The sequence below is a fragment of the Pedobacter antarcticus genome, from assembly GCF_900103515.1.
Classification (GTDB): Bacteria; Bacteroidota; Bacteroidia; order Sphingobacteriales; family Sphingobacteriaceae; genus Pedobacter; species Pedobacter antarcticus.
Genome location: NZ_FNGZ01000001.1, coordinates 393,395 through 419,724 on the forward strand (window position 1 = coordinate 393,395; position 26,330 = coordinate 419,724).

The window sequence follows — 26,330 nt, forward strand, 5'->3', positions numbered from 1 at the left end:
GATGCCTGAAACTTCACCGGAGCTAACTGAGTTGACCAGTCGTATCGCATTATATAATAGTGAACATGCGTATGAGAAACTCTACAAATTTCTTTATCCCGGGTTGCATAGATTCTGTTTCTGTCTGCTTAAATCGAAGGAATCAGCTGAAGAAGCCGCCAATGACGTACTGATTGGTATTTGGAGAAACCGGGAAAAGTTAACAGCTATCAATAATATTCGTGTATATGCATTTGTAATGGCGAGGAACCTTTGTCTTAACTTGTTAAACAAATCAGGGAAGCAGGTTTTTGTATCACTTGATGACATTAATGTAGATATCGCGCTTAAAACGAAAAATCCTGAAGAACTACTAATTAATGAAGAGCTTAAACTTAAACTAGATCAAGCTACCAGTGCACTTCCTACACGGTGTAAACTCGTTTTCAAGCTGATCAAAGAAGATGGTTTAAGTTATAAGGAGGCAGCTGCTATTTTAAATATATCCGTTAAAACTGTGGACGCACATCTGGTAGCAGCTGTTAAAAAACTGACTACTATTCTGCAGCTGGAATTCAATCTGATTGATTAATTTATTTTTTTTTATTCTTGACTAGGGAGTTTTTCCGAAAATATTGTCTTATACCTTGAAACCAATATAAACTAATATTTACGGGCCTCTGATGGATAGAAGCAGAATTATAGAATTACTTGCCCGTAAATTGGCTGGTGAAGCAAATTCCTCTGAATTGGAAGAGCTTGCATCGTTAATTTCGCGATACCCTGATTCAGTATATTATGAGGAATTATTAGGTCAGCTCTGGGAGGAATCTCCTGCAGAAAACGACCTTGATATGGATACCATATACCAAAAGCATCTTCGAAAGTATGCAGCAGATTTCGACGCTGATCTTTTACTCCCTGGAACATATCCGGATGAAGAACCTTCCACTAAGAAATCTTATAATGCATTTGCAACGATCGCAATTTGTCTGGTTGCATTAAGTAGCTTGCTTTACCTGACCAAGAGAACAGTTGCAAAAACAGACACCCAAATCGTTGCCGGAAAGGGAGTGAGAAAAAATGTAAGGCTTCCCGATGGCACAATGGTCTGGCTTAATTCAGATAGCAAATTGTCTTATTCCAACAAGATTTCCCAGCAGAAAAAAAGAATAGTCCACCTCCAGGGAGAAGCTTTTTTCGACGTTGCACATCGAGATCATCAACCTTTTATTGTTAAAACTGACCGTATGTGTGTAAAAGTACTCGGAACTGCTTTTAATGTAAAAGACTATGCCTTGGAAAGTAGCTCGGAGGCAACATTACTTAGAGGATCTATAGAGCTTTCTGTCAATGAACGTGCCCAACAAAAAATATTGCTTAACCCATCAGAGAAATTTGCGCTTGTAGAAGGACGCAGTAAAAAGAATGGAAAGGCACCTCGTTCTGCAGATATGACAATGACCATTGCACACGTCTTGCCTATTACCATCGGGGATGAACAGTATATAGAAGAAACTTCCTGGAAAGACAACACACTGGTTTTTAAAAATGAAACACTAGAAGAGCTTAAGCCACGCCTGGAACGTTGGTTCAATGTTAAAATTCATATCGAATCCAGGCAGGCAGGGAGCTATCGTTTTACCGGTGCTTTCAAAAAAGAGGAGATCAGAGAAGCGATGACTGCCTTGCAATTAATCAAACCATTCACCTTTAAACTAAAAGAACATGACTTGATCATTTACTAAAAAATAGAGGGAGCAAATGCGCCAACATTCCTCCCCCTTTAACCATTCCAGCCGCTATAAAAAGATAGCGGCTTCAGATTTATTAATTGATAACTCACAAATCTATGAAAAAAAAAGGACTGTGCAATAAGGTGCTATGCGTCCCATTTCCCAAAAACAAATTCTTATTAATGTTAAACTGGACTTTTGTTTTATCACTGGTTTTCTGTATGCAGGTGTCGGCAAACAGTTACTCCCAATTCAGGAAAGTTAACCTGGAACTGAAGCAAGTAAACCTGAAAGAAGCATTGGCTGTTCTGGAAAGTAAAGGGAGTTTCCGTTTGCTCTACAGTGAAGCAGATCTTCCATCCGGTAAACTGGTAACCCTGGTCCGCAAGGACATGCCGGCAGATGAAGCACTGGCGCATCTGCTCAGAAATACGGGGTTGAAATTCCAGACTATGGAAGATAACCTCATTATTATCCGTCCCGAATGGCTAGCTAAGGCTGACATTCCTGTTAAAGGAAAAGTGACAGATGTACAGGGGCAGGGAATTCCTGGCGTAAGTGTAAAACTTAAAGAAGGTTCCACCGGGTCAATGACTGACGCTAATGGTAACTATAGTGTAAAAGTTCCTGAAAACGGAACACTTGTATTCTCTTACATGGGTTACTTTACCCAGGAAATTCCTGTAAAATCCACACTGACAATTAATGTAAAATTAGTCGAGAATACACAGGCGTTGTCTGAGGTAATCGTCGTGGGTTACGGTACGCAGAAAAAGGCAGTTGTTTCAGGAGCAGTTACAGCTGTCAAAGGTTCAGAACTGGCGAAGTCACCGACAGCCAATTTATCTAATTCGCTGGCGGGAAGATTGCCCGGAGTGACAGCTCAACAGGCAAGTGGCGAGCCAGGAAAAGATGGTTCTACTATCCGGATACGTGGTGTAAATTCACTCGGTAATAATGACGCTTTAATCGTTATCGACGGGGTTCCTAACCGTGCGGGTGGCTTGGAGCGGATCAACCCAAATGATATTGAAAGCGTATCTGTATTAAAAGATGCTTCTGCTGCCATTTATGGCTCAAGGGCGGCAAATGGGGTCATCCTGGTTACAACGAAACAAGGTAAGTCGGGAAAGCCTCAATTGTCGTATGATTTTAGTTACGGACTGCAACAGCCTACCCGTACACCGAAAATGGCCAATTCTGAGCAATATGCAGAGATTCTGAATGAACTGACTATTTTTGGTTCTGATGTGCCGGCCAGCCAATGGGGAGCCGCTCAGAAAAGCTTCAATTCAACAGGGTCTTACCTGAAATCAGACGGAACAACATTAAATGCCGCTTACCGTCCGGACGAAATTGCAAAGTTCAAAGATGGGTCAGATCCACTTAGATACCCGAATACAGATTGGTTTGGGACCACTTTAAAGAACTGGTCTCCGCAACAACGCCATAACCTTCAGATCAACGGGGGGGCAGATAATATTAAATATCTGATCTCCATGGGATACCTGGATCAGGATGGCTATTACAAAAAATCGGCGACCGGTTATAAACAATATGATCTGAGAATCAATCTGGAAGCTAAACTGAATAAGTACGTTACTGCTTCATTAGGCGTAACCGGACGTGAAGAAGTACGTAATTCTCCAACAGTAGGCGCTAATGATATCTTCAGAATGCTAATGCGTGGAAGACCGACAGAAATTGAGGTATATCCAAATGGTTTACCAGGACGTGATATTGAGTTTGGTTATAATCCATACGTCGTGACTACCGATCAGACAGGTTATGACCGGGACACCCGAGATTATTTCCAATCGACCGGTAAACTTGATATTCAGATACCTGGTGTAGAAGGTTTGAAAGTAACAGGTACAGCATCGATCGATAAGTTCTCCGGCAGACAAAAAAGATGGCAGACTCCATGGACTTTATACGATTGGGATAAAGTTAGTTTCGAAGCTGATGGCGTAACTCCGGTTCTGGTAGGCTCAGTTCGTTCTGAAAGAACAGATGCAAGTCTGACTGAAACAGCGGGTGGACAATTGGGTATTAACCTAATGGGTATGATCAACTACGACAAAAAGCTGGGCAACCATACGTTGAATCTGATGGCTGGTGTAACCCGTGAAAAGGTAAACAATGATGGTTTTAGTGCAACTAGAAGATATTTCTTATCTACAGCACTGCAGGAGTTACTGGCAGGTAATGAAAAAGAGCAAAATATCACTAATCCGACCACTGAACCATATAGCCTGTTTAACCGTGCAAGGCTCAGTTATTTTGGTCGTGTAGGATATAATTACAAGGAGAAATACATGGCCGAGTTTCTATGGCGTGCAGATGGTTCTTACATTTTTCCTGAAGACAAACGTTTTGGATTCTTTCCTGGAATCTCTGCAGGCTGGAGAATTTCAGAGGAAAGTTTCTTCAAAAACAATGTCAGCTTTGTCAATAATCTGAAACTTCGTGCTTCGTGGGGTCAGATGGGAGCAGAGGCATATTTCGGAGATGCATTGGCAGAATATCAATATCTGAGCACGATGGGTTTTGGAAACTATGTCATTAATGACCAGATGAATCAGACAGTTACAGAAAACCGTGTTCCGAATCTTAACTTCGGGTGGGAGGTAGCTAATAATTCCAATATTGGTTTAGACGCTTCATTCCTCGACAATAGATTGAGTTTTGAATTTGACGCTTTCTATAATAAAAGGACTAAAATCCTGATCAGCAGAGGTAATTCTATTCCTGGAAGTTCTGGTATTACAGATAAACTTCCTCCGGTAAACCTGGGTAAAGTAAACAATAAAGGTTTTGAATTCAGATTAGGCTGGGCCGACCGTGTTGGAGAAGTACAATATAACGTCAGTGTAAATGGTGGATATGCTAAAAATAAGATCATTTTCTGGGATGAAACTCCTGGTGCTCCGGATTGGCAGCGCTCAACCGGAATGCCAACCGGAACCGTGCTTGCTTATGAATATGCAGGTGTGTTCCGTGATCAATCAGAAATCGATGCTAATAAAACTGACTATAGTGGATTAACTAATCAAATACTTCCCGGTGATATGAAATTCCGGGATATTAATGGAGACGGTATTATCAACGGTGATGATAAGGTGAGAATGGATAAAACCAATACACCTACGTTTACAGGTGGATTTAATCTAAGTCTGCAGTATAAAAACTTTGATTTCTCCATGCTTATTCAAGGTGCGACCGGCGGTCTTCAAATGATAGGCTTAACCGAATCTGGAGATATCGGTAACTTTTTGGAATGGTCTTACCTGAACCGTTGGAGTGTTGACAGGCCAAGCAGCGTAGATCCACGCCTTTCTAACCGTGGTAAAACATACTATACTGATACTAATAATGCAGCTGATAACACCTATTGGTTACGTAGCAATAATTATATGCGTGTGAAGAATGTAGAATTGGGATATTCATTATCTCCGGAATTCAGTAAGAAGATTGGTATGGTAGCACTTAGAGTATATGTAAGCGGATTAAATCTTTTCACGTTTGATAAGATAAAAATCTGGGATCCTGAATCTACGAACTCAAGCGCTCAGTATTATCCACAGGCGAGAGTTATCAATACAGGAATTAAAGCTACGTTCTAAGTTTTCAAGTACAGGTAAAAGAAAAAAATTCAGTTATGAAACCAATTTTTAAAAATACATATATAGCAACCTTCGCATTCGTCGCGCTGATGTCCGGCAGTTGCAAAAAAGACTTCCTCTCTGTTTCACCACCAACGCAAATTAGTGCAGAACTGGTGTGGAAAGATGCAGGATTAGCTCAGGCTTTTGTGACAGATATCTATAATGGACTTAACGTCGGTGGGTTTTCAGAAGAGATGCTTTCTTCTGTCTCCGATGAGTCCTTATTCACTCACCCTAACCGTGGTATAGACCTGATCAATTCAGGTACAATTAATCCAACTACGTTGGGTTGGGTAAATGATACTTGGGAATATAGTAGAATGTACAATAAGATCCGGGCTTGTAATATCACTATCGAGCGACTCGGCACTGACGAAAATAATGGTATCTCAGATAAAGCGATTAAAGATCAGATGTTAGGAGAAGCACATTTCCTGCGGGCTTATTTTTACCATCAGTTAGTTCGTTTTCAGGGCGGTGTACCGCTAATCTTGCGCAGTTATGCATTAGATGATGATTTTGCTGCCAAACGTGCCACGTTTGAAGAATGTGTAAATCAGATCTTACTGGACTGTGATGCAGCCGAAAAACTACTTACTGGTAAAAACCTACCTAAAGGAAGGACTTCATCTCTGGCAGCAGACGCACTTAAATCAAGAATTCTGCTTTATGCGGCGAGTGACTTGCATGATATACCGACTGCAAAAGCAAAATCTATAGTGATTGCAGGTTATGCTAATCCTGAATATCTAGGTTATACCACTGGTGACCGTACTTCCAGATGGAAAGCAGCTCAGGATGCAGCACTGAAAGTAATGAACAGCGGTTCGGGCTATAAGATGAACCTGACTGCGAAGGCAACAGCTGAAGAAGGTCAGCGTAATTATAAGAGTATAGCTATGGGCGGAGGAAGTAAGGCTCCGGGAGTAGATCCTGCTGCAGCCTCCGAGCTATTATTTGCCAGATATTTTATTGACCGCAGTGATATGCGTTATGGTCGCGCAAATGGTCCGAATGGCTATCATAATTGGGCAGGAAATACGCCTATTGGTTTATTAGTAGATGACTACGAAATGCAGGATGGCAGCAAATTTAGCTGGAATAATGCTGCACAGAAGGCTAGCCCTTATACTGACCGTGATCCCCGTTTTTATGCAACTGTATTATATGACGGTGCGAAGTGGAAGCCGAGAAACCTGGTGTCAGGAAATGTTGATCCGGCTAACCAGATACAGACCGGTGAATATGATTTGATGAAATCCGGTACCAAGACTTTATTTAAAGGTTTGGATACTCGGGGTAGTGAAATCGAGAATTGGAACGGAAGCTGGACAGGTTATTATACGCATAAATTTATTGATCCAGATCCTGCAATCATAGAATCCTCTATGCCACAATTTGTTCCATGGCCATTTTTCAGATATACAGAGGCTGTGTTAAATTATGTGGAAGCCAGTATAGAGTTGGGGCAGCTGGATCAGGCGGTATTATGGTTAAACCGTATCCGTTTCAGAGCAGGAATGCCAGCAATCAGTATTACTTCTCAGGATGAAATGAGGAAGATCTATCAGCATGAACGCCGTATAGAGCTTGTTTATGAAGAGCATCGTTATCATGACGCACGCCGGTGGATGATTGCAAATGAAACGCTTGGCAGAAAAACGACATATATCAAAGTAAGTGGTAAATTTAAAGATGGTAAAACACAAAATGCACCATATCACTACGATCCTGCAGTTTATCAGTATACGTATACACCTACTGTCGAAACAGCACAGGAAAACAGAGCTTGGAATGATAAATTGTATTTCAGACCATTTAGTCGTGACGAGATTAACCGTAACAAAGAGCTGTTGCAAAATCCAGGGTATTAATATCCAATTTACGCCTGAGGTATTTCCTCAGGCGTTATCCTAGCATAAAATATGAAAGTTAACAAAAAAGTATTTTTCCTTCCGCTACTCTTAGGGTTGCAAACCGTTGTTGCACAGACCCAGAAACCTTACGAACAGAAAATCAGCGGTACAAATTTATCATTCAGTATGCAGGCTATTCCTGCGGGTAAATTTAAGATGGGCAGTAATAACGGAAAGGCAGACGAAAAGCCTGTAAATGAAGTTACAATATCACCTTTTTGGATGGCAACGTATGAATTGACCTGGGATCTTTATGAACCGTTTCTGTATAAAGATTATGAGGTGAACCACAGTACTTCGGCAGTACCGGCTGCAGTCGATGCGGTTACCAGACCGACTAAGCCCTATCTGGATATGACATTTGGAATGGGAAAGGAAGGCCACCCGGCATTAGCGATGACTAATTACAATGCAATACAGTATTGTAAATGGCTATATGCCAGAACAGGAGTATTTTATAGATTGCCTACTGAAGCAGAATGGGAGTACGCTTGCCGTGCAGGTAGTACTACAGAGTTCAGTTTTGGTGCCGATCCTGAGGCTTTGAATGAATATGCCTGGTATAAAGGTAATAGCGACGGTAAGACCCATAAGGTCGGAACAAAGAAGCCTAATGCATGGGGATTGTACGACATGCACGGCAATGTTTCTGAGTGGACCTGGGATCAATATCTTCCGGATTTTTATGCAGGTTTAAAGGGTGATAAACTGAAGGACCCTTTAGCTGTGCCTACAGAATTGTATGCGCATAGTATTCGTGGGGGATCTTACGAAGATCAGCCTTCTGAATTGCGTTCTGCAGCCAGGTTGGGCTCTGATCCTGTTTGGAAACAGCTGGATCCGCAGATTCCTAAAAGCAATTGGTGGTTCCCTGAAGCTCCTTTTATTGGAATGCGTCTGGTGAGACCAGTTACTCCGCCCTCCGAAGCAGAAATAAAGGCTTACTATGACCAGCCCGTAATCCAGGATTATTAGAAATACATATATATATAATAAAACTTGAACTAAGAACCACAGATAAAATGATTAAAAATGAAGAATTGCGCGATAAGCGCAGGGATTTTATTAAGACCTCGGCGTTACTTGCAGGTGGCGTTTTTTTGAATCAGTTTGCATTTGCTGCCGGGCATTCGGGTGTAGACGATACAATTAAGATTGCACTGATAGGTTGCGGGGACCGCGGTACAGGTGCAGCATTTCAGGCCTTAAGTACAAAAGCCAATGTGAAACTTGTCGCTATGGCTGATGCTTTCGAAGACCGGATGGAAAGTAGTTATAAAATATTATCCGATAAGTTTAAGACTAAAGTTGACGTACCTAAAGAAAGACGTTTTACCGGTTTTGATGCTTATCAGAAAGCCATCGCACTTGCCGATGTGGTCCTGTTGACTACGCCTCCCGGATTTCGTCCGTCCCATTTTGAGGAAGCAGTAAAACAGGGCAAACATGTATTTATGGAAAAACCAGTTGCAGTTGATGCACCGGGTATCCGTAAAGTCCTGGCTACAGCGGAGATTGCAAAACAGAAAAAACTCAATGTCGTTGTTGGTTTACAGCGCCGATATCAGGCCAATTACCGGGAGACCATGAAAAGAATTCAGGACGGTGCAATAGGTGATATTTATAGCGGACAGGTTTATTGGAATAGTGGGGGCGTTTGGGTAAAGAAAAGACAACCTCAGCAAACAGAAATGGAGTATCAGATGCGTAACTGGTATTACTTCAACTGGTTATGTGGTGACCATATTGTAGAACAGCACGTTCATAATATAGACATTGCTAACTGGGTTAAAAATGCCTATCCAGTATCTGTGCAGGGAACAGGTAGCAGAGCCTGGAGAACTGGCAAAGATTATGGTGAGATCTACGATAATCATGCTGTGGAATTAACCTACGCCGACGGATCTGTTATATATAGCCAGTGTCGTCACTTTGAAGGCACAGAGAACAGGGTAGACGAGACATTCCAGGGAACAAAAGGCCGTACCTATCTTTCGGCAGGTAACCAAGGCATATTATGGGATCATAAAGGAAAAGAAATTTTTAGCCATCCGACCAAGGGTAATGCTAATCCTTATCAGACTGAGCACGACGAGTTGTTTGATGCAATTTCCAAAGGAGAATATAAATTCAGTGATGCAGAACGTGGTGCGAAAAGTTGTCTTACCGCTATTATAGGTCGTTATGCAACCTATTCAGGTCAGACAATCAAATGGGATGAAGCTTTGAAAGCAAATAATAGTTTGTTTCCTGACCAGCTCAGCTGGTCTGCCAAACCTAAAGTTTTGCCAGATGAAAACGGACTTTATCCGATTGCAATGCCTGGAAAAACCAAAGTACTTTAATTCATATTGGTTAAATGTATAAACATTTAAGCCTGGTGCTTTTGCTGCTGTGTATTTGCCTCGTAAAGGGAAATGCACAGCAGCTATTTTTACTAAAGGGACTGGCGCAGGGAACGGATTATTCCATTAGTTATTATGCCAGTAAACCTTTGCTTGAACAAGCGGAAATTGACAGTATTTTAATGGAAATCGATCTTTCAATGTCCTTATACCGATCTGATTCCCGTATTTCTATTTTCAACGCTGGCTCTTCGGATATGCAAATGGATGGACATATGTCAAAGGTGATTGAGAAATCTTTTGAGGTTTACCATTTAACACAAGGTAGGTTTGATATAACGGTAGCACCACTCGTACAAGCCTGGGGCTTTGGCGCAAAGCCAGTACAACATTTTCCCGACAGTGCTGAAATCAGAGAGATTTTAAAGACCGTCGGGATGAAAAATCTGACTATCCGTGGAGATTTACTTCAACGTAAAAAGAAGGGAATAAAGATAGATTTAAATGGTATCGCCCAGGGTTACACTGTAGATCTGGTGGCGGATTATATGCTGGCAAAAGGGATTACTTCTTTCATAGCTGAGATCGGTGGAGAACTGCGGATGCAGGGGAAAAAGCCGGACGGTGAAGGGTTTAGAATCGGTGTTGAAGGACCATCATTAAAATCACGAGCTGAGCCAGTTATCAGACATGTGATCACATTTGATCAAGGAGCTGTCACCACCTCAGGTAATTATCGTAAATTCCTGGAACAGGGCGGACATAAGGTGAGCCATTTGATCAATCCTGTTACTGGTTATCCCCTGGATAATCGATTGATAAGCGTGACAGTGTACGCAAATGATGCATTAACTGCAGATGGGTATGATAATGCATTGATGGCAATGGAACCGAAAGCAGTGCTTGAATTTATAAAACTCATCCCGGGAATGGAGGTTTATTTGATTTACAGGAAAGCCGATGGCAGTATTGATGAAATGATGAGCCCCGGGTTCAGCAGAATGATTATCAACTAATTGTATATTTTAATTTGACTACAAAAAAAAATACCAATGAACAGAAATGAGTTTTTAAAGAATAGCCTGGTAGCTACAGGTTCACTGGTTATGGGGTTCTCGCTGACTTCGGCAGCAGCGGATATACAGGCAAGTAACAGTAATGCAGGATTAGCAGCTGAAAAGACATTCAATCTGGATTATGCCCCGCACGAGGGTATGTTTGCCAATTCAGCTGGGAAAAGTTTTCTGGATCAGATTCAGTTTATGTATGATCATGGTTTCCGGTCTATCGAAGATAATGGTTATCTCAACAGACCTGTTGATGAGCAGGTTAAAATTGGGAAGCTACTAGAGAAATTGGGTATGAGAATGGGTGTTTTTGTTGTAGATGGCGGAGATAACTGGAAGGTTTCCCTTACAACCGGAAAGAAGGAATTTCTTGATGTATTTACTAAAACATGTAAGGCTTCTGTTGAGGCTGCCAAAAGGTGTAATGCCAAATGGTTAACTGTTGTACCTGGATTCTATGAACGGAAACTTCCTTACGGCATACAAATGGCCAATGTTGTTGAAGCGATGCGCGCTGGTGCAAAGATTTTTGAGCCACATGGATTAATTATGGTACTGGAGACTTTGAGCGATACGCCGGAACTCTTTTTACAGCAGACTCATGAGACCTATAATGTCTGTCGCGCAGTAAATAGTCCATCTTGCAAAATTCTTTATGATATTTATCATATGCAGAAGACAGAAGGAAATCTGATGGTAAATATTGACCGTTGCTGGGATGAGATAGCATATATCCAGATTGGAGATAATCCCGGAAGAAAAGAACCGACAACTGGTGAGATCAATTATAAGAACCTTTTTAAGCATCTTCATACTAAAGGTTATAAAGGCGTTATGGGCATGGAGCACGGTAATTCTAAACCTGGAAAAGAAGGGGAGCAAAGTGTGATACAAGCCTACCGAGAGGTTGATGCATTCCTGGTTTAAAATCAATTTTATACCGCTGCATTAAATATCATCGTATTAAACACAGATATCCCCGTTTTACAAAGCCGGGGATATTTTTTTTATCTTAAATTAGCAGAACAAAACTACAACATGGATTTTATTCACAGCATACTTGGAGATGATATAAATGCGGCTCTGTTAATTATTCTAAACTTGATTATTATTGAGAGTTTACTGTCGGTAGATAACGCAGCAGTATTAGCAACAATGGTAATGGATCTGCCTAAACATCAGCGCGAAAAGGCATTGAAATATGGGATAATCGGCGCTTATGTGTTCCGCGGAATCTGTTTATTGCTTGCAGCCTGGCTCGTCCAGATCTGGTGGCTAAAGCCGCTCGGTGGATTATATCTGCTGTATCTATCCGTTTCATACCTCCTTAAAAAGCATGGGAAAAAGGAAGAAACTGAAGTTGTTGATAAACAAAAGAGCTGGTTCTACCGCTCTACAGTAGGGTTAATGGGGACATTCTGGGCTACTGTTGCCCTGGTGGAAATTATGGATCTTGCCTTTTCCATTGACAATGTATTCGCTGCCGTAGCGTTTACCGATAATATCAATCTTATTTATATCGGGGTATTTATTGGTATTCTGGCGATGCGTTTTGTCGCACAGGCATTTGTGAAACTGATGGAGAAATTCACCTTTCTGGAAACGATTGCGTTTATTGTGATTGGTGTTCTGGGTTTAAAACTTACATCGTCATTTTTTACCCATTTGTATCCGGACAATGGAATTTCCAGATGGATTGATTCAGAGCATACAGATATGATGGTATCGGTATTTACAGTTTTGATTTTCGTTTTGCCTGTCCTATCTTCTCTAATATTCAATTTTCCGAAGAAGCATATTCCGCATCAGGATGAAGACTTAAATACTGTTATGGAAGAACAGGAGAGTGGCAGGTAACACGAAGCATCCAATTCTTCACTTGACTGTACTGGTTTTATTTTTCCGTTCTGTAATATATAGAGCTGGTCACTGATTCGGAGAGTTTCCTCATAATAGTGATCAGTGATTAGTATTCCTTTTTGCTTGCTCGCTTCTCTAATTAATAGACTCATTTCCTGAATTATAACGGGACTAAGATGACTGAAAGGTTCGTCCAGTAAAGCGAAAGATCCCGGAGTGAACAACAACAGGTAGGTCTCTATAAATCTGCGACTACCACCCGATAGCTGCCTGAATTTTAGATTGCTGCCGGATGCTATATGAGAAAATCTGGAAACAAAAACGTCGTAATCGAGTTCGAAATCTTTAAAGAGGTCAATGATTTTTCTGTCTGCGGGAACGCAGTTGAATTGCGGCAGGTAGCTTATTAAGCCCCTTTCCAGATATGGTTTATGGATATAATGGCCATTGACACGTATCGACTTGGTCATTGGTGTGAGCGTTCCAAAAAGAATTTTCATCAAGGTGCTTTTTCCCTGCCCGTTTCTCCCTAAGAGCCCGGTAATCCGACCAGTTTCTATTTTAATATATATGTCGGACAGAATTCGTCTCCTTCCAACTTCAAATACGATACTATCTGCTTCAAGTGTATCTCTCAAAACTTGACGCTTACGTTAACAACTCCATTCGGATCTTTTTTTGGACTCATAATAAGAAGAGCAATGTTGGGATAAATATAAGCATGTCGAGAATAAAAACTCCGGCGCCGAGTTGCAATTTAGATGCTCCCAAATTATAATAATAATAAAGTTGCTGCTGCTGATAATTAAAGCTGTACAAAATGAAAATTATGGTAGAAATTATTTTAAACCAGCAGATAACAGGAATTGTAACTGCGCCATAAATCCAGAAGGTAAAGCAACAAAAAAAGCTGCAAATCAGCAGTGGAATACATAAGCTTTGAAAGAAACGGCCTATAAAATGAATTTTTTTAAAATAATTGTGCATCTGGTGCTTGAAGGTAAGCATTTCCTTTATAGATTTGATTTTAGCACGAATGAAAAAAAATGTAAAATCTATTCCTGTATTTCAACTGCCTGAAGGCACCACAAATGGGCTTGAAGTCATGCAATTTCTTGATTTTACATCTGGACCCGAAGCTGTTATGCCTGTACACAGAGATGAACATTACATTTTTATCTTTCAGCAGAGTGGCACCAGCGTATTCGAAGTTGATTTTAAATCAATGATTCTCGAAGGTGCAGGTTTAATGTTAGTGCGATCAGGGCAGGTTCATCAGGTTCAAAACTGTAGCGGCATCACTGGATGGATCCTTGCATTGGATAAAATGCTTATAGACGACAAATTCAGGCTTATTTTCGAAAATTGCGAGGGAATGCTTCCACTTTATCCGGAAAAAGAATGTCTGCAGTTAGTTGAAAAAACAATACAGTTGATCAGTGAAGTACATCATAATAAGCTTCATGCAAGATTTCACCGTGACAGTTTATCATTACTGGTAAAAGCTTATACAGGCTTTTTTGCAGGTACAATTGAGTCCTCTTTGGTGCAAACGGCAAGCAAGCCTTCGCGGCCGGTTTCCATTTCTAATGCTTTTAAACTTGCACTTTCCAGGGATTTCAGGGAAGTTAAACAGCCGGCTGCTTATGCAAGAGCATTATGCCTGTCTTTGTCCTATCTGAATGAAGTTGTAAAACAAGTGACCGGTTTTCCTGTAAGCTACTGGATTAAAGACATCATTTTATTAGAAGCTAAGCGTCTGTTATGCTATACTGACCTGAATATTAACCAGATTGCCGATGAACTGGGTTATACCGACTATGCCTATTTCAATAGACTTTTTTCTCGTAATACCGGAACCTCACCGTTAGAATTTCGCAGAAAATACCACGGATAGTCCAATCATTCCCATGTTTTTGCCCTTGAAATAACCTTGTGTTTTGCCTTGATTTGTTGATATAAACTTGGTTATGAATATAATTCAGAAAAAAGCAATGCAGCTGATTGAAAACAGCATGCTTAAGTCCGGTACCGTTCTAGCTGTCAGAAGCTGGGAACCGGCAACGTTTCACGAAATAGATGTCCATTTGCCAGGTGTGAATATGTATAAATGGCAGTCGGTGCAACATATTAAGGTTAAGGTTGCACCATATACCTATCGGGATTATACACCAACACTATGGGACCCAATTACCTGTACCTGTACATTGATGATTAGTGCGGCACATTATGGGCCCGGCAGTCAATGGGCCGCCTCACTTACAGCGGGGGCTACATTGGATTATATGGGTATCGGGTCTACATTACATAAACCCGTAGACGGAGATATACTGGTTATCGGTGACCAGTCCAGCCTGGGACATTTTCTTGCCTTGAGACAGTTAGCTCTGGGTATAGGAGAACTGCAAGGAGCCATCGGGTTTAGTTTGAAAAGCCATGTCCAGGAATTCAGATCCTATTTTGATACCTTATTTCAGCCTGTACATGAGCAAAGCTGGGACTACTCTTTAGTTTCCTGGCTAGATAAACAGGATTTGGATAACGAAACTGTGTATCTCGCCGGACATATCCCCACTATAGTAGAATTGAGGAAAAACCTTAGAATTCGAAAAGACTTTACGGGCAAAGTAAAAGTACAGGGCTTCTGGAGTTAGTTGTTGTTAAAACATTTAGCTTCCCGAATCCGTTTAGTTCAAATGCCGCTATATAAAAACGAAAAAGAGAATATTCAATTAGTTGAATTTCCCTGGATCAGGAAACTTGTTTACCTGATGGATGAACAGTTCCGCCTGCCCGGTACAAATTTTAGATTTGGTTTGGACCCTTTGATTAATCTGTTTCCTTTCGCCGGAGATATTAGTGGTTTTCTCATTTCTGGTGGTTTGGTGATGGCGATGGCACGAAAAGGTATTGGTAGCAAGATTGTTGTGCTTATGTGTATCAATATTTTTCTGGATGCTGTCATTGGCGGAATACCATTAATCGGGCAAGTATTTGATTTCTTTTTTAAAGCTAATAGCCGTAACCTGCGTTTGATGAAAGCGCATTATTTAGAAGGAAAATATCAAGGTAGCGGAAGGAATACCTTAATTCTTGCATTAATAATATTAACAATCATGTTTGCCGGACTATTGTGGGCATTGTGGGCGATGCTCAGCTGGTTTGTACATATCTTTTAAAAATAAAGGGCAGATGTTTTTAAAAACATCTGCCCTTTATTTTTAATCTGAAAACAGGTTTATGGATTTGGTGCCGGATTAATCAGCATTTGGTTTTTATATTCAGTGATTGCAGTTGTAATATTTTGAACAATCTCTCTACGCCCTTCAGGGGAGTTCATATAATCTTCTTCATCCGGGTTGCTTATAAACCCGATCTCTGTAAGTACCGCTGGCATCCCTGCTCTTGCCAGTACAGCCAAACTTTGTTCTTTTACTCCACGGTTCACGCGGCCTGCAGAAACATACTGACTTTGAATTAAAGTAGCAAGTTTAATACTCTGTCTGCGGAAGCCGTTTTTCATTAGTGAGAGAATAATAAAACTCTCAGGATCATTTGGATTGTAGCCTTCGTAGTTCTCTTTATAATCTTTCTCTAGCAGGATTGAAGCATTCTCACGAATAGCGACATCTTGTTCACCCATTCGACCAGATCCGGAAACAAATGTTTCCACACCATTAGTTAAAGTTCGGCCTCGCATATTAGAGGGCATGGAATTACAGTGAATGGAGATGAAAAGATCTGCATGTGCTCTGTTAGCAATATCGATTCGCTCATAAAGGGGAATGAATACGTCCTCAGTTCGTGTGAATATTACTTTTGCATTTGGTATTTCTTTCTGAATATTCTCGCCAAGTGCCAGTGCAACGCTCAGTGCTACATCCTTTTCTTTCGAATATACACCTCTGGTAGAGCCGTCTTTACCACCATGGCCTGCATCCAGAACTATGGTTATTGGCTTCGCTGGGGTTGGGGCGGGGGTATAGGTTTGTGCATGAACCAATCCTGTGGTGCTGATAAATAAAGCGGTAAAAAATATGCGTATGGTTTTAATCTTAAAAATAACTTGCCCGGGCATGTGTGTGTTACGGTTATATAAGGTGAAATGTGTGTGTTAGCTTCAAATTTATAATGATAACGTCGAATTATCCAACCTATTTTATCATTATGCTTATACTGGAGAGAGTTGTAAAGCAGCGAAAAGTTTAATCCAAGTAAAAAAAAACACTATAACCTTTTATTCTGATCAGCTTCATACGAAGAACCAGGTCTGGTATTTCCTAAAGTGTATGGGGTTTAATAGGGTGTTTTTGCGGGTAAAATTAAACCGGAAATACCTGTAACAACTTCTTCCTCTTCTTCTTTAGCTTGTTTTCCTTTTTTCTTTTTCTTTCCGCCACGCAATTGTTCTTCGACAAATTTGTCGTATTCAGTCTGTTGTTCACCTTTTAAAATACTTCTGATTTTTTCGGTGTTTTCATTTTGTAATTTATAAGATCTGGCGACATCGTTCTCAGTAAACGTACCATTCTGTTGCTTTTTTGAAATAGCAAGCTGCTCTTTATACATATCTAATGTATAATTATAGATTATATTTTTCTGGGTAGGATTTAATTTAAGCCTTTTATCCATTGCGTCAATACTTTTAGCCGTAAGCTCTGTAGCTGTAGGCACTTTTTGCTGTGCGTTGGTATACGTAGTGATACCGAAAAATAGAGCAAGTACTAAAAAATATTTCTTCATTTCCTTTTAAATTAAAATAGCGCCGTCACCCGGCGGTTTAAACAGCGCTAATTTATAAATAATCTATCATTCCAGAAAAGCTAAAATTTAGAATTTAAGCGATTAAAATTTAAATACTCCTGTTAGCCTTCAGATAATTCAAAATCTAATTATTTATGGAGAATAGTTTCGGTCTCCAATATAAAACGCTCAATTTTTTTCGTGCGATTAAAAGCTTTTAATACTAATACCTTATGGTTACCATCCTGTGTGTCAATTTTTATTCCAGCGTCAGTTCCCGAATAGATGAAATTTGTCGTCTTACGAATAATGCTAAAACCCAAATAGGCACTGAATGGGTACTCTTTCTTTTTTATTCCTCCCATAGTCGTTTTGAGTATCGTCCGACTATTAGTATCAAAAATGATTTTATTATTGGCACCAATAAGGATGAGTAATCCGAAGATAAACGGGATAAAAGTAATGAGCAGTGGGTTATTCAAGGAGAGCGCATTTGTGCTAAAAAAAGAATATACGCTCCAAATAACCAAAGTAACACCTAAGACGGCATTTATTGCAGCACGGAATTTTAGCGTGTAAACACCCTGATCTAAGGTATAGTACTCAAATGTGGTAATTGCTTCAGGTGCCGGTTCTGTTGTGAAAACATCTTTTAGAAAATCTTCAATTAAGGGGAATACCTCTTCAGTAAAAGCGATCGCATTCTTATCGGTTTCTTTTCCATAACCAGAGGAGATTCTTATTCCTTTTCCATGTCTGTCGGTTTTTTTAAAAACCTGAAAATTAAAAGCTGTCCCGTACAGGTATAAAGCATTCACAGCCGCAATATTATCAAAGGGCACAGACCGGATGGTAAAAAGGCCAAACAGTCTTACATACAGTTTCTGGTCTATACGGTCAAAGATGATCTGATTTCTAGCCAATAGGAAGAAAAGGACAGGCACTGAACCGAAAATGATAAAATAAAACGTCAGTGTTCTGGAATTGGAAAGTAATTCATTCTGAGTATAAATACCCAGGCCAATAAAAATCAGCAGAAATAAAATACCAAAGGCATTGAGAATCAGATTAGGCTGCAGAATAATCCGGTCAGCTTCTGTTTTCCATTTTGTTTTAAACATAAATTTTAGTGTTTTTTCAATGTAGATCAATTTTTCCCGCTAATTAATCCTTTGTGCGTTCAAAATATCAAATATACTTCTAATTGCCCTCTAGTTCATATTTCGTGCCGGGATTCCGATTTGTTTGCAGATGTTTTTCAACAACATTCACCTTATATCTTTTATATGAACAACAGTTTATTTCAAAAATTGAGTTTGCTTCTATCTTATTATAGATGCCTGTGCGAATTAAAACCGAGACGTGTCTTAAAAAGAATCCGGGAGCTCAGCGAGTATAAATTCAAAGACCACACATTTAAAAAATAATATCACGATAACATAGAGGTTTTATGTTTACCCGACTTTTGGAAGTATAATAAATCTAAAACCTTTATGAAGTTAGAAATGAAGCTTACGCTGGTCGGATTACTCTGTGTCAGCAGTTTATTCGCCCAGGAAAAGGCAAGCGGTTATGTTTATCTTGACCATAATGGAAACGGTAAACGTGACAAACAGGAGCCAGGCATTGCCGGTGTGACGGTAAGTAATGGAATGCTGGTTACCACAACCGATAGGCAAGGGAAATACATGCTTCCGGTGTCCAATGACAACATCCTGTTTGTAATTAAACCTGCGGGATATAGTGTACCGCTGAATGGACTTAACCAACCGCAATATTATTATATTCATAAACCTTCGGGATCTCCCGAACTCAACTTTAAGGGGAGTAAACCCACTGGTAAATTACCTGAATTAGTAAACTTCGCTTTAGAAGAATCTAAAGAGCCTGAAAATTTTACAGCACTGATCTTTGGTGATCCTCAGGCTTACACACTGCAGGAAATAGATTTTTTCGCAAAAGGAGTGGTGTCGGAGGTAGAAAGTACGAAAAAGGCATTATTTGGCTTAAGTCTGGGAGACCTTGCCGGTGACGATCTTTCGTTGCATCAACCCTATATCAAAGCTGTTAGCAAAACAGGTTTGCCCTGGTACAACCTGATAGGTAATCATGATATGAATTACGATGCGGTTACAGACTCACTTTCAGATGAGACTTTTGAAGCCAACTTTGGTCCCGCAAATTATGCGTTTAATTATGGAAAGGCACATTTTATCGTACTGGATAATATTCTCTATCCCGATCCAAGAGACAATAACGGCTATTGGGCAGGGTTTCGTAAAGATCAGCTGGATTTTATAACTAATGACCTAAAAACCGTTGACAAAACTAAACTGATAGTACTTGCATTCCACATACCACTGCTACAAATGGGTGGAGAAACTACGTTCCGGCCACAGGACCGTCAGGAACTTTTCGATCTGTTAAAGGATTTTCCGAATACTTTGTCCATCTCTGCACATACGCATTTGCAAAGGCAAAATTTTTATACCGCTAAAGACGGCTGGAGACAAGAAAGCCCACATCATGAGTACAATGCAGGAACTACCTCCGGTGACAGGTATTCCGGAGAACTTAATGCTCAGGGGATTCCGGTTTCAACTATGCGTGACGGCACACCAAAAGGATATGCGTTTTTAAATGTCAAAGGAAATAACTATACTATAGATTATAAGGTTGCTGGTCAGCCAGATGATTATCAGATTAAAATTTATCATCCCAAAGTAGTTGCCCTTGGAAGAAATACAGCTGCAGCGATATATGCGAACTTCTTTATGGGACACCAGGGAAACAAAGTAATGTACAGGGTAGACCAGGGTGAGTGGAAGCCGATGGTTTATGAGGAAGCTGCGGATCCGGACTTTATCCAGTCTTTGGGACGATGGGATAACGCTGACGAGTTAATGGCAGGACGACGTCCTTCAGGTGCAGAGAAAAGCACACATCTCTGGAAAGGATCGATTCCTGTCAAACTTGATGCGGGCGAACATAATATTGAAGTAAAAGCAGAAGATATGTTTGGCCGCATATTTACTCAAAAAAGCAGTTATCGCCTTGAGGCAGCAAAAGAAATAAAATAATTAAGATAGGTAAGCGAGCGATGTGAACCCGGTTTGTTTTTAAATAAAAACACGATCTTTGTCAGATACCAGTTGATACCGAGCAAATGAAAACGTATATATTTCTTTTAATAGCAATTTTTGCAGAAACTATAGCAACAACAGCCTTAAAAGCATCGGAGGAGTTCACGCGCTTCTGGCCGTCGGTTGCCGTCATAACAGGCTATGGAATTGCGTTTTACTTCTTGAGTCTCGTGCTTAGAAATATGCAGCTTGGTATAGCTTATGCACTTTGGTCAGGAATAGGGATCGTATTAGTTACCATTATGGGTGTACTGATATATAAGCAACGTCCGGATGTACCAGCAATTATTGGTATTCTATTGATTATCGGTGGTGTTTTAGTTATTAACCTTTATTCGAAAACTGCAGGTCACTAATTGCCAGCAAAAAAAAAGCGTGATTGAATTAGTCCCAGACGCAGTTTTTTCTTAAATCTTGTTTAAGTAAAAGAATAAAAACTTTAACCGTTTTCTTTTGTTAAATTTCGAAATTAACGGAATATGAAGACTCTAAAAGTTATCCTGGCTGAAGATCATCACATTGTCAGAGATGGCATTAAAATGTTATTGGATAAAACCGACATTATTGATGTTGTAGGTGAAGCAATTAACGGAAAGCAGGTTCTGGATATGCTTGATTCAGGAATCAAAGCCGATGTGATTCTTGCAGATATGAATATGCCTGAAATGGATGGATTATCGCTGGTAAAGGAAGTTACGCGCAGAAAGCTCAATTCGAACGTAGTTATTCTATCGATGCTGGATAATTATAAATATGTAACCGAAGCCTTTGCTGAAGGTGCGTTAGGTTATTTGCTTAAAAATGTCGGGATAGATGAGTTGGTTTTTGCGATTCGTCAGGCTAGCAAGGGTCAAAAGTATTTATGCGCCGAGTTATCTTTCCAGTATATGAATTCTGCAATTCAACAATCTGAAACTACAACTGCAAAGCCGGGGTATGCGATTGATCTGTCATCCAGGGAAATGGAAGTACTCGGTCTGATCGCCGAAGGCTTGACTAATAACGAAATTTCTGATCAGCTGTTTATTAGCAGACGAACTGTTGAGGGCCATCGTCAGGCTTTGATTGAAAAAACAGGAGTTAAAAATACTGCTGTTTTGATCCGGTATGCCTATCAGAATGGTATTCTTAAATAGAAACACTGGCTTTTAAATATCTTTAACGAATTATAACCAGGTGTTCAATCCTATTTTAATTAGATTGAACACCTGGTTTTTTATTTTTCAGCTTCAGATGCTCCCTGCATTAAACCCCCACGGCTAGCAGATAAATCATACATTAGTTAAATTATTTATTTGAAAAGCTAAAGACATGAAAAAGTCAAACAACGGAAAATATGTTGACGGGGAAATGACAGAGCTTAATGTAGCTGATATCGAAAGAAATAATGAGCCCAAATTTTTCCCAATAATTGCAATGGGAGGTTCCGCTGGATCCTTTAGTTCCTTTGAGCAATTTTTTCTGCACGTTCCGGCGAGGTGTGGCTATGCTTTCGTTGTCATTATGCATATGGATCCTGCTCAGAATATGGACGTTGCGGGGCTTCTTCAGCAGTCTTGCTCAATGCCGGTGGTAGAAGCACAGGACGGGGTTAAGCTGTCACCTGACCACGTCTATATTATCCCGCCGGATGCAGATATGGGTATTCATAATGGACAGCTGTTGTTGTTTAAAGCATCGAGGCCGAAAGGTGCCCACATGTCAATAGATTATTTTATGCAAAGTCTGGCAGAAGATCAATGGAATTATGCTGTAGGAATTATTTTTTCCGGCATGGGTGCAGATGGGGAGACGGGCATAAGAATGATTAAGGAGAAGCTCGGAATGACAATGGTTCAGCTTCCAGAGACCGCGGAGTATCCGAGTATGCCGGCAGCAGCTTTAGCGACCGGTATGGCAGACTACATACTTCCGGTCGAAGAGATGCCAGGTAAGTTAATTCAATACCTGAGTCACCCGGTGTTAAAGGTTATAGGGGCAGATGAGCTGATCAATGAGCGGAATAACCTTACTCATTTAAATAAAATATTGTTATTACTCCGGTCACATACCGGGCATGATTTCACCTTATATAAAAAGAATACTATTACAAGGCGTGTGGAGCGCAGGATCGCTTATCACCAGCTCCCGGATTATATTCATTATGTGAATTTTTTAAGGGAGAATCCACAGGAGATTGAAGTGCTTTTTAAGGAGTTACTTATCGGGGTCACTAAGTTTTTTAGAGATGAACCGGCATTTGACGTCGTAAAGGATCAGCTGTATGCTAAATTATCCGTTAAAGGAAAAAGCGACCCGATCCGTATATGGATAGCAGGCTGTTCTACAGGAGAAGAGGCCTATTCTATTGCGATACTAGTGAGTGAGTTTCTATCGACAGTAAAAACCTCTCCTTTACCGAAAGTACAGATTTTTGCAACTGATTTAGATCCTAATGCGATTGAACACGCACGTAGTGGATTTTATTTTTCTAATATAGTTTCTGAAATTTCTGAAGAAAGACTTGAACGCTTTTTCTCACAGAAAAACAACGGTTATGTTGTCAAAAAGGAAGTCCGCGAAATGATCGTATTTGCGCAGCATAATCTCATTAAAGATGCCCCATTTACCAGATTAGACCTTCTGTGCTGTCGGAACGTAATGATTTATCTGACGGCAGACCTGCAAAAGAAGTTAATGCCGATATTTCATTACTCCCTTAATATTGGCGGTATGTTATTTCTTGGACCTGCTGAGTCTGTTGGTATTTATAATGATGCATTTTTGGTTTTGGATTCTAAATGGAAATTGTATGAGCGAAAGAATGGTGCTCCGGCTACAGCTAAACTAATAGACTTTCCATTTAATATTACTAACCAGATTGACAAGAATAATAAACGTATCGAACATAAGCCGGTTTCGAAAAGCTTGCTTGCAGAACGTTTTCATAAAGTTTTACTTGAAAACTATTCTCCAGCATCGTTATTGGTCGATGAAAAGGGGGAGATTTCTTATATAAACGGAACAGTCGAGAAATATCTCAAATTTTCTTCCGGTGAAGCATCGATGAATATACATAAGGTAGTGATTGAGGAGCTTAGATATGTGCTTGGCAACGCTCTTCATCAGTGTGCGTTAAAAAAGAATATAGTTACTTATACCGGATTAAAAATTATGCATAACGGTATCGTTCATCTTATAGATTTTACCGTCGATTACCTGAATGACATGCAGTTGCATAATTTATATATCCTTGTGTTTTTTGATCGCGGACCGGTAAAAAAGAGAAAATCTATTATTGGAATTACCAATTTAAAGCACGGTACAGTCGTAGATGAGCTGGAAAAAGAATTGGTTTATACTAAACAGCAATTGCTCACCACTATTGAGCAGATGGAAACTTCATTGGAAGAGCTTAAATCTACTAATGAAGAATTGCAGAGCACGAATGAAGAACTGCAGAGCACCAATGAGGAAGCTTTAACCACCAAGGAAGAAATGCAGTCTTTGAATGAAGAACTGATGACTATTAATCTTCAATATCAGAATAAAGCCGAAGAGCTTACCCGCATGAATAATGATATGAAGAACCTGCTCGATAATACCGATATAGGAACTATTTTTTTAGATAACAGTCTTAATATTCTGAGATTTACGCCACAGGTTAACAAATTATTTAATGTAATTGGATCTGACATCGGTCGCTCGATCACGCATATCGCATCAAACTTCGATTATCCTGCTATTGAAAATACCATTCTTGAAGTGATAGAAAGGTTAAATGGTAAAGAGCTTGAAGTTAAAACCAGGAATAATGAATGGTACAATCTTAAAATTATGCCCTATAGAACTATGGATAATTTTATAAGCGGTGCAGTATTAACTTTTACTAAAATTACACCTGTTAAGGCGCTTGAAAGTAAATTCTCAAGCCTTTTAGGCTATATCCAATATGCTGTTGATGATTTAAAAGATGCGGCAGTTATTCTTGATCATGAAGGTAAAATAATAGTTGTTAACAGATTGTTTTTGGTAATGTTTCGTCTGAGAGAAGACGAAATAAAAGAACAATTTTTCATGGAGATTGTTCACACCCAATGGAATACAAATAAGCTGAATGACCTGTTCCATAAGGATAGATCTCCAGCGGAAATTTATTTTCAGCATAACTTTCAAGGCGTAGGATTGAAAAAGTTACTAATTGCTGTGAACTATATACCCAGAGATATTTCCGCGGAACATTATGTATCTGTTATAACCTTCATAGAGAAAGAGTGTGAACAAGAAAAATAGCAATAATAAAGGGAGTCTTCTCTCACAAGTTCGTGAACGCATAGAAAGTACTGCGGTCCCTGTAGCCGGTGTAAAAGAGGGTATCACCGATCAGGAACTCGCCGAATTACTGGGCGAACTGGAGATCTTTCAGTTGGAACTGGAAATGCAGAATGACGAACTTTCTGAGTCCTATCAGCTATTGGAAAGTGAGCGGGCGAAATTTGCCGGCTTATTTAACCTTGCTCCGGTCGGATACTTTATTTTAGATCATATTGGAATTATCGAAGAGGCAAATCAGACTGGATCTGACTTGCTTGGGCAGGTAAAAACAAACCTGAGGGAAAAACTTTTTCAAAGTTATATCTCGCCGAATCACTGGGAACTTTTTTATAGCTTCCTGCATAAATTGCAGACTACCCTTACTAAGCAGAGTAGCGAAATTGTAATGCTTATACCAGGCGGTAAAGAACTGTATACAAGAATGGAAGGAATATCTGTTTTTGACACATTTACCAGAAAAAATAAATTCTATGTGACTTTAATCGACATCACCGAAAGTAGAAGTGCCCAGCAGAAATTAATGGATACAACTCATCGGCTGGAAATGACACTCAGAGCCTCTGGTACCGGAACCTGGACGATGGAGTTAGGAAATAATAAGTTATTTCTAGATAGCTTCAGTTATTCAATTCTCGAATTAAACGTATGGGATTTTGATGGAACTATTCAAAGCCTCCTGGACTTAATTCACCCGGATGATCATGCCGTTGTCAGACGAAGCATCATCAACACAATTAATGTGGCTGAAGATCTCGATCTGGAATTTAGAGTTATGACCAGCTCGGGGAAAACAAAAAATATATCTTTAAAGGGGCATCAGATTAATAGGGAGGTTTACACGGCCTATTTTGCTGGTATTATTGTAGATATTACGGAGCGTAAAAGAATAGCCAAGATTTCTGAAGATCTGAAAATTGAGCGGCAAAAACTAATTATGTCGGCCACAATTGATGCACAGGAGAAGGAACGATCTCAAATTAGCAGTGCGTTGCATGATAGTGTTTGTCAAATACTTTACGGTATAAGGTTAAATCTGCAGAATGTACAGTTAACTAAAAACCTCAAAAATGACTTCGATAAAATAAATCAGTTACTTGATCAGGCTATACAGGAAACAAGAGATTTATCTTATGAACTGACTCCTTCCGTTTTAAGAGATTTTGGTTTTAAAGCTGGTATCAGGGAGATGGCGAAACGCCTGAGTACACCAAAATTTACAATCAATACCAATATACATAGTTCGGCAGACAATATGACTCCTGAAGTGCAGCTCTATATTTTTCGAATTATACAGGAGCTGGTTAGTAACAGTATAAAACACGCCAGTGCATCTCTCTCAGAAATAACTGTTTCTCAAGGCGATGATTTATATACAATTTTCGTCAGAGACAATGGGATCGGTTTTAATCAGGACATCGAATCTGCATTATCTCTGGGGTCTGGGATAAGGGGTATTAAAAACAGGATTTTTCTTTTAAATGGGAATATGGATCTTCAGACATCACTTAAAGGCACAGCGATCTCTATCCAATTTAGAGTTGACGCCTACCTTTCCTAAT

Annotated in this window: 21 protein-coding genes; 17 read left to right on the top strand and 4 right to left on the bottom strand. The window is 39.9% G+C overall.

What is annotated here, in order from left to right; genetic code table 11:
- The first annotated feature begins 1 nt into the window (after position 1).
- From BLR53_RS01590 to BLR53_RS01630, 9 genes are all read left to right on the top strand, one after another.
- Positions 2 to 571 (top strand): RNA polymerase sigma factor, encoded by a 570-nt coding sequence (locus BLR53_RS01590; RefSeq protein ID WP_051759568.1) that lies wholly within the window; start codon positions 2 to 4, stop codon positions 569 to 571.
- A 91-nt stretch (positions 572 to 662) separates the two neighbouring features.
- Positions 663 to 1,727: a FecR family protein gene (locus BLR53_RS01595; RefSeq protein WP_074586537.1), complete on the top strand. Its 1,065-nt coding sequence runs from the start codon at positions 663 to 665 to the stop codon at positions 1,725 to 1,727.
- A 170-nt stretch (positions 1,728 to 1,897) separates the two neighbouring features.
- A complete protein-coding gene (locus BLR53_RS01600) occupies positions 1,898 to 5,341 on the top strand; it encodes a SusC/RagA family TonB-linked outer membrane protein (protein WP_234797484.1) in 3,444 nt (1,147 codons plus the stop codon).
- A gap of 35 nt (positions 5,342 to 5,376) precedes the next feature.
- A complete protein-coding gene (locus tag BLR53_RS01605; protein ID WP_074586541.1) occupies positions 5,377 to 7,257 on the top strand; it encodes a RagB/SusD family nutrient uptake outer membrane protein in 1,881 nt (626 codons plus the stop codon).
- A 51-nt stretch (positions 7,258 to 7,308) separates the two neighbouring features.
- Positions 7,309 to 8,274: a formylglycine-generating enzyme family protein gene (locus tag BLR53_RS01610; protein ID WP_074586544.1), complete on the top strand. Its 966-nt coding sequence runs from the start codon at positions 7,309 to 7,311 to the stop codon at positions 8,272 to 8,274.
- Positions 8,275 to 8,321: 47 nt separating this feature from the next.
- A complete protein-coding gene (locus BLR53_RS01615) occupies positions 8,322 to 9,644 on the top strand; it encodes a Gfo/Idh/MocA family protein (RefSeq protein WP_051759566.1) in 1,323 nt (440 codons plus the stop codon).
- A gap of 14 nt (positions 9,645 to 9,658) precedes the next feature.
- A complete protein-coding gene (locus tag BLR53_RS01620) occupies positions 9,659 to 10,660 on the top strand; it encodes an FAD:protein FMN transferase (RefSeq protein WP_074586546.1) in 1,002 nt (333 codons plus the stop codon).
- Between the two features lie 36 nt (positions 10,661 to 10,696).
- Positions 10,697 to 11,638, top strand: coding sequence for a hydroxypyruvate isomerase family protein (locus BLR53_RS01625; protein ID WP_074586548.1), 942 nt, complete (start codon positions 10,697 to 10,699; stop codon positions 11,636 to 11,638).
- A 111-nt stretch (positions 11,639 to 11,749) separates the two neighbouring features.
- Positions 11,750 to 12,568, top strand: a complete 819-nt coding sequence (locus BLR53_RS01630; RefSeq protein ID WP_037438193.1) for a TerC family protein — start codon at positions 11,750 to 11,752, stop codon at positions 12,566 to 12,568.
- Here the strand turns inward: BLR53_RS01630 and BLR53_RS01635 are convergent.
- Positions 12,517 to 13,209, bottom strand: coding sequence for an ATP-binding cassette domain-containing protein (locus BLR53_RS01635; RefSeq protein WP_074586550.1), 693 nt, complete (start codon positions 13,207 to 13,209; stop codon positions 12,517 to 12,519). The two genes, BLR53_RS01630 and BLR53_RS01635, sit on opposite strands and share 52 nt — an antisense overlap.
- Positions 13,210 to 13,607: 398 nt before the next feature.
- Between BLR53_RS01635 and BLR53_RS01645 the strand changes: the two genes are divergently transcribed.
- The 3 genes from BLR53_RS01645 (at position 13,608) to BLR53_RS01655 (ending at position 15,750) form a co-directional block, all read left to right on the top strand.
- Positions 13,608 to 14,468, top strand: coding sequence for a helix-turn-helix domain-containing protein (locus BLR53_RS01645; RefSeq protein ID WP_074586555.1), 861 nt, complete (start codon positions 13,608 to 13,610; stop codon positions 14,466 to 14,468).
- 73 nt (positions 14,469 to 14,541) lie between these two features.
- Positions 14,542 to 15,225 (top strand): SIP domain-containing protein, encoded by a 684-nt coding sequence (locus BLR53_RS01650; protein WP_051759561.1) that lies wholly within the window; start codon positions 14,542 to 14,544, stop codon positions 15,223 to 15,225.
- Between the two features lie 42 nt (positions 15,226 to 15,267).
- Positions 15,268 to 15,750, top strand: a complete 483-nt coding sequence (locus BLR53_RS01655; protein WP_074586557.1) for a DUF4112 domain-containing protein — start codon at positions 15,268 to 15,270, stop codon at positions 15,748 to 15,750.
- Between the two features lie 59 nt (positions 15,751 to 15,809).
- Here BLR53_RS01655 and BLR53_RS01660 read toward each other — a convergent pair whose 3' ends face one another.
- From BLR53_RS01660 to BLR53_RS01670, 3 genes are all read right to left on the bottom strand, one after another.
- Entirely contained in the window at positions 15,810 to 16,649 is an 840-nt protein-coding gene (locus BLR53_RS01660) for an N-acetylmuramoyl-L-alanine amidase family protein (RefSeq protein WP_074586558.1), read from the bottom strand.
- Between the two features lie 218 nt (positions 16,650 to 16,867).
- Positions 16,868 to 17,314, bottom strand: coding sequence for a hypothetical protein (locus BLR53_RS01665; protein WP_074586559.1), 447 nt, complete (start codon positions 17,312 to 17,314; stop codon positions 16,868 to 16,870).
- Between the two features lie 149 nt (positions 17,315 to 17,463).
- Positions 17,464 to 18,435 (bottom strand): hypothetical protein, encoded by a 972-nt coding sequence (locus BLR53_RS01670; RefSeq protein ID WP_074586560.1) that lies wholly within the window; start codon positions 18,433 to 18,435, stop codon positions 17,464 to 17,466.
- A gap of 372 nt (positions 18,436 to 18,807) precedes the next feature.
- On the opposite strand from BLR53_RS01670, the gene BLR53_RS01675 reads away from it, so the two are divergent.
- The 5 genes from BLR53_RS01675 (at position 18,808) to BLR53_RS01695 (ending at position 26,329) form a co-directional block, all read left to right on the top strand.
- A complete protein-coding gene (locus BLR53_RS01675) occupies positions 18,808 to 20,394 on the top strand; it encodes a calcineurin-like phosphoesterase C-terminal domain-containing protein (RefSeq protein ID WP_074586562.1) in 1,587 nt (528 codons plus the stop codon).
- An 86-nt stretch (positions 20,395 to 20,480) separates the two neighbouring features.
- Positions 20,481 to 20,813, top strand: a complete 333-nt coding sequence (locus tag BLR53_RS01680; protein ID WP_037438187.1) for a DMT family transporter — start codon at positions 20,481 to 20,483, stop codon at positions 20,811 to 20,813.
- Between the two features lie 123 nt (positions 20,814 to 20,936).
- Entirely contained in the window at positions 20,937 to 21,593 is a 657-nt protein-coding gene (locus BLR53_RS01685) for a response regulator transcription factor (protein ID WP_074586564.1), read from the top strand.
- A 175-nt stretch (positions 21,594 to 21,768) separates the two neighbouring features.
- Positions 21,769 to 24,729 (top strand): CheR family methyltransferase, encoded by a 2,961-nt coding sequence (locus tag BLR53_RS01690; protein WP_074586566.1) that lies wholly within the window; start codon positions 21,769 to 21,771, stop codon positions 24,727 to 24,729.
- On the top strand, positions 24,713 to 26,329 hold the full coding sequence (locus tag BLR53_RS01695) for a PAS domain-containing sensor histidine kinase (RefSeq protein ID WP_074586569.1): 1,617 nt from the start codon (positions 24,713 to 24,715) through the stop codon (positions 26,327 to 26,329). The genes BLR53_RS01690 and BLR53_RS01695 overlap by 17 nt, the downstream gene beginning before the upstream one ends.
- The last annotated feature ends 1 nt before the right edge of the window (position 26,330 follow it).

What these genes read in the sequence shown, in the direction of transcription:
- BLR53_RS01625 (WP_074586548.1), top strand. Translation starts at nt 10,697, where the DNA reads ATGAACAGAAATGAGTTTTTAAAGAATAGCCTGGTAGCTACAGGTTCA.
- BLR53_RS01660 (WP_074586558.1), bottom strand. Translation starts at nt 16,649, where the DNA reads ATGCCCGGGCAAGTTATTTTTAAGATTAAAACCATACGCATATTTTTT.
- BLR53_RS01590 (WP_051759568.1), top strand. Translation starts at nt 2, where the DNA reads ATGCCTGAAACTTCACCGGAGCTAACTGAGTTGACCAGTCGTATCGCA.
- BLR53_RS01680 (WP_037438187.1), top strand. Translation starts at nt 20,481, where the DNA reads ATGAAAACGTATATATTTCTTTTAATAGCAATTTTTGCAGAAACTATA.
- BLR53_RS01675 (WP_074586562.1), top strand. Translation starts at nt 18,808, where the DNA reads ATGAAGTTAGAAATGAAGCTTACGCTGGTCGGATTACTCTGTGTCAGC.
- BLR53_RS01650 (WP_051759561.1), top strand. Translation starts at nt 14,542, where the DNA reads ATGAATATAATTCAGAAAAAAGCAATGCAGCTGATTGAAAACAGCATG.
- BLR53_RS01645 (WP_074586555.1), top strand. Translation starts at nt 13,608, where the DNA reads ATGAAAAAAAATGTAAAATCTATTCCTGTATTTCAACTGCCTGAAGGC.
- BLR53_RS01690 (WP_074586566.1), top strand. Translation starts at nt 21,769, where the DNA reads ATGAAAAAGTCAAACAACGGAAAATATGTTGACGGGGAAATGACAGAG.
- BLR53_RS01605 (WP_074586541.1), top strand. Translation starts at nt 5,377, where the DNA reads ATGAAACCAATTTTTAAAAATACATATATAGCAACCTTCGCATTCGTC.
- BLR53_RS01685 (WP_074586564.1), top strand. Translation starts at nt 20,937, where the DNA reads ATGAAGACTCTAAAAGTTATCCTGGCTGAAGATCATCACATTGTCAGA.
- BLR53_RS01655 (WP_074586557.1), top strand. Translation starts at nt 15,268, where the DNA reads ATGCCGCTATATAAAAACGAAAAAGAGAATATTCAATTAGTTGAATTT.
- BLR53_RS01610 (WP_074586544.1), top strand. Translation starts at nt 7,309, where the DNA reads ATGAAAGTTAACAAAAAAGTATTTTTCCTTCCGCTACTCTTAGGGTTG.
- BLR53_RS01595 (WP_074586537.1), top strand. Translation starts at nt 663, where the DNA reads ATGGATAGAAGCAGAATTATAGAATTACTTGCCCGTAAATTGGCTGGT.
- BLR53_RS01600 (WP_234797484.1), top strand. Translation starts at nt 1,898, where the DNA reads ATGTTAAACTGGACTTTTGTTTTATCACTGGTTTTCTGTATGCAGGTG.
- BLR53_RS01670 (WP_074586560.1), bottom strand. Translation starts at nt 18,435, where the DNA reads ATGTTTAAAACAAAATGGAAAACAGAAGCTGACCGGATTATTCTGCAG.
- BLR53_RS01630 (WP_037438193.1), top strand. Translation starts at nt 11,750, where the DNA reads ATGGATTTTATTCACAGCATACTTGGAGATGATATAAATGCGGCTCTG.
- BLR53_RS01620 (WP_074586546.1), top strand. Translation starts at nt 9,659, where the DNA reads ATGTATAAACATTTAAGCCTGGTGCTTTTGCTGCTGTGTATTTGCCTC.
- BLR53_RS01615 (WP_051759566.1), top strand. Translation starts at nt 8,322, where the DNA reads ATGATTAAAAATGAAGAATTGCGCGATAAGCGCAGGGATTTTATTAAG.
- BLR53_RS01665 (WP_074586559.1), bottom strand. Translation starts at nt 17,314, where the DNA reads ATGAAGAAATATTTTTTAGTACTTGCTCTATTTTTCGGTATCACTACG.